The organism is Pseudoalteromonas sp. SR44-5, from assembly GCF_014163675.1.
GTDB classification, from domain to species: domain Bacteria; phylum Pseudomonadota; class Gammaproteobacteria; order Enterobacterales; family Alteromonadaceae; genus Pseudoalteromonas; species Pseudoalteromonas rhizosphaerae.
The window spans coordinates 1-5,647 of the sequence record NZ_JACJDT010000085.1 but is presented as its reverse complement, the minus strand read 5'-3'; the positions used below and the strand labels follow the sequence as shown (position 1 = coordinate 5,647).

General features: G+C 39.9%; 8 protein-coding genes. All 8 read left to right on the top strand.

Going from position 1 to position 5,647, the window contains the following annotated elements:
• Positions 1-1,078, top strand: a 1,078-nt coding sequence (locus H5154_RS22245) for a PepSY-associated TM helix domain-containing protein (RefSeq protein WP_182719660.1), incomplete at its 5' end; no start/stop codon positions are given.
• Between the two features lie 8 nt (positions 1,079-1,086).
• The gene (locus H5154_RS22240; protein ID WP_182719659.1) at positions 1,087-1,440 is read left to right on the top strand and encodes a DUF3325 family protein; all 354 of its coding nucleotides are present in this window, start codon (positions 1,087-1,089) and stop codon (positions 1,438-1,440) included.
• A 27-nt stretch (positions 1,441-1,467) separates the two neighbouring features.
• Entirely contained in the window at positions 1,468-1,818 is a 351-nt protein-coding gene (locus tag H5154_RS22235) for a hypothetical protein (protein WP_182719658.1), read from the top strand.
• On the top strand, positions 1,815-3,491 hold the full coding sequence (locus tag H5154_RS22230; protein WP_182719657.1) for a PepSY domain-containing protein: 1,677 nt from the start codon (positions 1,815-1,817) through the stop codon (positions 3,489-3,491). Before H5154_RS22235 ends, H5154_RS22230 begins: the two co-directional genes overlap by 4 nt.
• Before the next feature lie 74 nt (positions 3,492-3,565).
• Positions 3,566-4,513, top strand: coding sequence for a MotA/TolQ/ExbB proton channel family protein (locus tag H5154_RS22225; RefSeq protein ID WP_182719656.1), 948 nt, complete (start codon positions 3,566-3,568; stop codon positions 4,511-4,513).
• The gene (locus tag H5154_RS22220; RefSeq protein ID WP_182719655.1) at positions 4,497-4,967 is read left to right on the top strand and encodes a biopolymer transporter ExbD; all 471 of its coding nucleotides are present in this window, start codon (positions 4,497-4,499) and stop codon (positions 4,965-4,967) included. Before H5154_RS22225 ends, H5154_RS22220 begins: the two co-directional genes overlap by 17 nt.
• The gene (locus tag H5154_RS22215; protein WP_182719654.1) at positions 4,967-5,371 is read left to right on the top strand and encodes a biopolymer transporter ExbD; all 405 of its coding nucleotides are present in this window, start codon (positions 4,967-4,969) and stop codon (positions 5,369-5,371) included. The genes H5154_RS22220 and H5154_RS22215 overlap by 1 nt, the downstream gene beginning before the upstream one ends.
• The coding region (locus H5154_RS22210; protein ID WP_259398590.1) for a hypothetical protein at positions 5,368-5,647 on the top strand (280 nt) is incomplete at its 3' end. The genes H5154_RS22215 and H5154_RS22210, both read left to right, overlap by 4 nt.

The window sequence follows — 5,647 nt, the reverse complement described above, 5'->3', positions numbered from 1 at the left end:
TTTACGTTTATTTCGTAAGTTCAGCAGAGCTAATTTAGATCTGCACAATTTAACTGGTGTTGTGTTACTACCATTTACTCTTGTTATAACTTTGTCAGGGTTGATTATTGTACAACAAGTCTATTTTCCTCAATTAATTAGTCGCGTTTATCAGCAAGCTATTAGTGTTGAGAATAGTAATAAGGTCGCGAATGAAAAAGATGCTCAGCGTTTATTTTCAGCAAAGGTGCTAGGTCATATTCGTGAGTCTGCCAGCGGAGAAAAAGGCCATTTTGCCTCCATTGAACAGATGATTTCAGAGGCTGAATCAGATTGGGGTAAAGGAGGTGTTTATTTAGTACGAGTAAATCATCCTGGTGATACTAATAGCTCTGTTGTGTTTAGAAGACATAGCGATGATTCGGTTACAAAAAGTAATGATCATAAGCGTTTTAATACTATGACAGGAGAGCCAAAAGGGTCATTTACTGGCTCGCAAGCTGTTGGCATTTGGAACTTTATAAGTGGCATGCACTATATCCAATTTGATCATTGGCCACTTCGTTGGTTGTATTTTTTTGCTGGTTTAGGTAGCTGTTTATTAATTGCTACGGGCTTAGTGCATTGGACCACCGCGAGTAATAAAAATAACCTAAACCCTCCTCTCAATGTCGCTCTAATGAATGCACATAATATTGCGGTTATAACCGGCATTATTGCTGCAACAGGTGTGTTTTTACTTACTAACAGAGTAAGGGATATATCCCCATATTTGGATGCTGTTATGGGAGATAAAGCTGAAATATATGCATTTTTCAGCGTTTGGTTACTTAGCTTGTTGCATGCTTTGCTAAGTGTTTTACAAGATAGATCATATGGATACTTAAGGGCTTGGACACAGCAATGTGGATTTATTGCTGTTGTTGCTGTTTTTGCCGTTATTTTAAACTGGGTGGGAACAGGGGATGGCCTTATTAAAACAGTGTTTACAGATACTTACTGGCCTGTAGCGGCTACAGACTTGGTGCTACTAATCTCGGCTGCCAGTGCTTTTTGGACTAGCGTAAAGTTACGAGCTCATTATCAAGAGAGGTTTTGAAGAATTTTATGATGCACATCGGATTAATCGCGTCGTTTGTCTGTGCCTATGTTGGTTTTAGTTGTTGGGCTATTAGTCAAACTCAGCATTGGCGTACTGTTATTGGTGGACCCTTTCCAAATCAAGGTACGGTCAGAGCACAGCGTTTTATTGGAATTTTTATGGTGGCATTGTCATTAATTTTAGCGGTGTTTAATGATGGCTTTAGTTTTGGCGCGTTGGTATGGGTTTTAATATTAAGTTTGGCGGCGACTTTAGTCGCATTTTCTTTGGTGTGGTGCCCACGTTTATTGGGCTATATCAACAAAGTTATATCGTACTTTTATTTTGATAACACAGTGGAAAAAACCAATAAACCGTAATGTTATTTTTATTTTTAGGTGAAAAAAATGGTCGTAAAAGGCTCAGTGTTAACTGATCTAAATAATCGCGTTAATCACACTATGGCTGTTTATAAATGGCTTTATAGTATCAGTATGGTGGTGCATTCAATTGTTATTTGCTTGCTTTGTTATATTAGCAGCTCGCAGCTTGTCAATATTACGGGGGCAGTACTTTTTCATTTAGGTATGGTGTGGACTGATGCTGTTGTTGTTGCAAGTATGACAGGCTTTATCTACTTACCGGTTATTTTAATGTGGGCTTTTTCTCGCGGAAATACGTTATTAACCTGGGTAAATGTGATCGGCTTTACGGGTATAACCTTTGTTGCAGCTTGGTTAGCTGGGGCGTTGGTATGAAAACCGGGTTTAGATTTAACATGAGTGTCTTGCATACTTGGGCTGGGTTGCTGTTAAGTGGTTTACTGTTTGCTATTTTTTGGACCGGCACGCTATCAGTATTCGATAAAGAAATAGATCGCTGGATGATGCCGCAAACGCGAATTAATATGGATACAGCACCTAAATTATCCGTTGATCGCGATATTGTTCCTCTACTCAATACTCTCTCTGAGGGAGCTACGGCATGGAGTATCGTACTACCTTCTGAGCGCAAGCCCTTTTTAGCGTTGGGTTATGATACCAAAGAGTCACATATAGCTAAGCGAAATAGTTTTCACCCTGTGACGTTAGAGCAGCTTCCTGCATCGAATACGCGAGGTGCAAGTCGCTTTATTTATCCATTTCACCATAATCTTACGTTACGCAAAGGCAATATTGGTGCTTGGCTGGTGGGTATTGCAAGCATTGGCATGTTGTGCCTTTTAGTCTCAGGAATAGTGATACATCGTAGATTATTTACTGATTTCTTTTCCTTTAGAGTGTGGCGTAGTTTTAGCCGAGGTAACCTTGATGCGCATAACCTAACCGGCGTTGTACTATTACCTTTCACCTTAGTTATTACTTTGTCAGGATTAATGATTGCGCACTTAATTTATTTTCCTAAAGCGCCCGATGCCGTATATGAGCAAATGCACCCTCAAGCAGTACATACTCAGAAAACTCCAGCTAAGGAAATTACGCGCTCACGCCAAAAAATCGATAGTAAAAGTAAAGCTCCTAAAGCCAAAGAAGGCGCAGGTAATTCGCCTGCAAGGCGGCGTTTTATTGGTGAGTCACAAGGGCGAGTTACCCCTAAAGCGTCCGGCGAATTTGCAACGATAACATCTATAGACCCTTTAATTACTGCCACTGAGGAAGAGCTGGGGCATGGTGCTGTTTATATGGTGCGGGTAAGTAATCCTGCGGATGCAGAAGGTGTGATTGCGCTTCGCTTAAGTGGTGACAAAAGTGTGGCACAAAATATGGATAACCGACGGTTCTCTGTTGCAACAGGTGCAGAGCTCGAGCACTTCGAGTCGTCTTCCGTTACTAATGTGTTTAATTTTTTAGCGGGTATGCATTATGTGCAGTTTGATCATTGGCCATTACGCTGGTTTTACTTTGTTGCAGGGCTTGGGGGATGTGTTTTGATAGCCACTGGACTATTACATTGGACACAGGCACGCAATCAAAAACATGACGGCACACGTTTTAGCATCTCTTTTATGAATGTACATAACCTGAGCGCAGTTATGGGCATTATTATCGCAACGGGGGCTTTTTTAGTAGCTAATCGACTATTTAATAACTCAGTGCAATTTGCAGGTGTTTTAGTCCGTGACCTTGAAGTATATGTGTTTTTTAGTGTGTGGATGTGTTGTTTATTTCATGGCGTGATCAGAGTGCTCATAAATAAGCGCAGTGGTTATATCAAGGCATGGACTGAGCAATGTTGGGCAGTAGCTTTTATTGCCATTGCAGCGGTTTTATTGAACTGGCTCACCACCGGAGACCACATAATTAAAACTTTATTTACAGATGCTTACTGGCCAGTTGCAACAATTGACTTGTTGCTAATTAGTAGTGCTGCACTCGCAATTTTTGCAGCGCGAAAGTTATCAGCCAATCTCGAATTAAATATCGGTAGTTAAGTAGTTGTAATCATTCTTGCTTGCCTAGCGGTAGGTAAATAAAAAATTGATAAAATTAAAAGTTGAGGCAGTTGATGAAATTAAAATTCTTTTTGATCATATTTGTACTATTTATATTTCCATTTACCTGTTCATCTCAGGAGTCAGCCAGTGTAGATAATAGCCAAGTTATTTCCGCAATTAATAATGAAACTAGTGTCAGTGAGGCTGCACCTTTAGAGTTTGATTCAGCTTTAGCTGATATAACAAAAGATGTGGGAGAAAATAAAATAGCTGATGCTGAAGTTATGAGCGCACCCTCTTGGTACAAAACGACTATAGAGCTTTTAAACACAGGGGGAGCAGTCGTATACATACTGTTGTTGATGTCGGTAATCGCATTAACCATTGTTTTAATAAAGCTTATACAGTTTCAAAAAGCACATATTTGGCAACGGCAATTCGCAAAGCGTGTACTTGTTTTATGGCAGCAAGGAAAATGTGAAGATGCACTTAATTTAGCTAATAGACATCCAAACCCAATAACTCTTGCAATGGCGCGTGCGTTTAGGGGGATTAAACACAATGTTGCCGAGCCTGCGGTACGTGAAGACGTTCTTAGGTTTGGTAGTGATACGCTGTTTCGCTTAAGACGTGGCTTTCGTCCATTAGAAGTGATTGCTTCTTTGTCGCCATTGCTTGGTCTATTAGGTACTGTGTTGGGTATGATTTCTGCGTTTCAGCAACTAGAAGATGCAGGTAATAAAGTGAACCCTGCTATTTTATCTGGTGGTATTTGGGAGGCGCTACTAACAACGGCTGTGGGGTTATGTGTGGCTATACCTGTGGTGGCATTATTAAATTATTTAGAGCGTCAAGTAGACCACTTAGCCCACGAAATGGACAACTTATTAACACAAGTATTTATTACTGACTTGTCGCAGCAGGGATGTGAAGCTTTATATCAGGGCAACGCACAGCAAAAGAGTGTAGTGTTTTCGCAGGTCAACACGATGCAGGCTGAGCATGCAAAAAGCGTATAATCAATTTCCAACACTATCAGCTAAACAAGCAAAACGAAAAACGTTGGTGAGCCTGACGCCGCTAATTGACGTGGTATTTATTTTGCTCATATTTTTTATGTTAGCTTCGAGCTTTACAAAATGGCATAGCGTTGAAGTAAATAGTAGCAGTAATACAGGGGGGTCTTTAAAAACAGATTTACCCCCGTTTTTAGTGCAAGTTGCCACCGATAAATTGTTACTTAACAACAACGAAATTGCGCTAAGTAGTTTGTTAAAGAAAGCCAAAGTAAAGCCGAGTGAACAAGCAATAATTCTACAACCTTTAGGTGACACTCCGGTGCAGGCATTGATCGACATTTTAGATGTATTAAGTGAGCAAAGAATAGCGCCTCTACAGCTAGTTCAAGACCCAACATGGCAGGTAAATAATCAAACTGAGATAAGCGCCAATATGCCTTTGGAGTTACATTAATGCATTTCCCTGAGCGACGACCTGATCAAACAGAAGAACGTATTTTACCGCTAATTAATTTAGTCTTTTTATTACTTATTTTTTTTATGATCGCAGGCAGTTTAAGCGCAACAGAGCCATTTGATATTACTCCTCCCACTTCGAGTAGTGAAACAGCAAAAGATGCAGAGACAATTGTTGTGTTAATGAATAAGAAAGGTCATTTTGCTCTAGATAATCAGCCGTTATCAGAGCCGGATTTACTTGCCAAGATTACAGATATTATTAAGCGTAGTCCTAACACTGTGATCACTATAAAAGCTGATGCAGATCTTGTTGGAAATCATCTAGTAAGCTTTACACATGGCTTATATAGTATAGGTGTCAAAAAATTACAATTATTGACTGAGCAGGCGCAGCAATGAAAGATACAGCTTTAAAGTTAGGTGTATGGGCTTGGTCTGGTGCAATTTTACTTGCAGCTTTAGTACATTTAATTATATTTTTTTTAATTTTTTATTCGCCATCCATTGCCTTGCAAAATAGTACGCAAGCTAGTGCTAAATTAGGAATAGAGATTTCGTTAGGGCCACAGTATATTGAAAAAAATGACCTGATTAGCTCCTCGGTAAGCACTGAAAATAAAGAAAAGACCGAGCCTAAACCAGAGCCTAAACCGGAGCCTAAACCGGAGCCTAAAC

What these genes read in the sequence shown, in the direction of transcription:
- H5154_RS22230 (WP_182719657.1), top strand. Translation starts at nt 1,815, where the DNA reads ATGAAAACCGGGTTTAGATTTAACATGAGTGTCTTGCATACTTGGGCT.
- H5154_RS22235 (WP_182719658.1), top strand. Translation starts at nt 1,468, where the DNA reads ATGGTCGTAAAAGGCTCAGTGTTAACTGATCTAAATAATCGCGTTAAT.
- H5154_RS22220 (WP_182719655.1), top strand. Translation starts at nt 4,497, where the DNA reads ATGCAAAAAGCGTATAATCAATTTCCAACACTATCAGCTAAACAAGCA.
- H5154_RS22215 (WP_182719654.1), top strand. Translation starts at nt 4,967, where the DNA reads ATGCATTTCCCTGAGCGACGACCTGATCAAACAGAAGAACGTATTTTA.
- H5154_RS22225 (WP_182719656.1), top strand. Translation starts at nt 3,566, where the DNA reads ATGAAATTAAAATTCTTTTTGATCATATTTGTACTATTTATATTTCCA.
- H5154_RS22240 (WP_182719659.1), top strand. Translation starts at nt 1,087, where the DNA reads ATGATGCACATCGGATTAATCGCGTCGTTTGTCTGTGCCTATGTTGGT.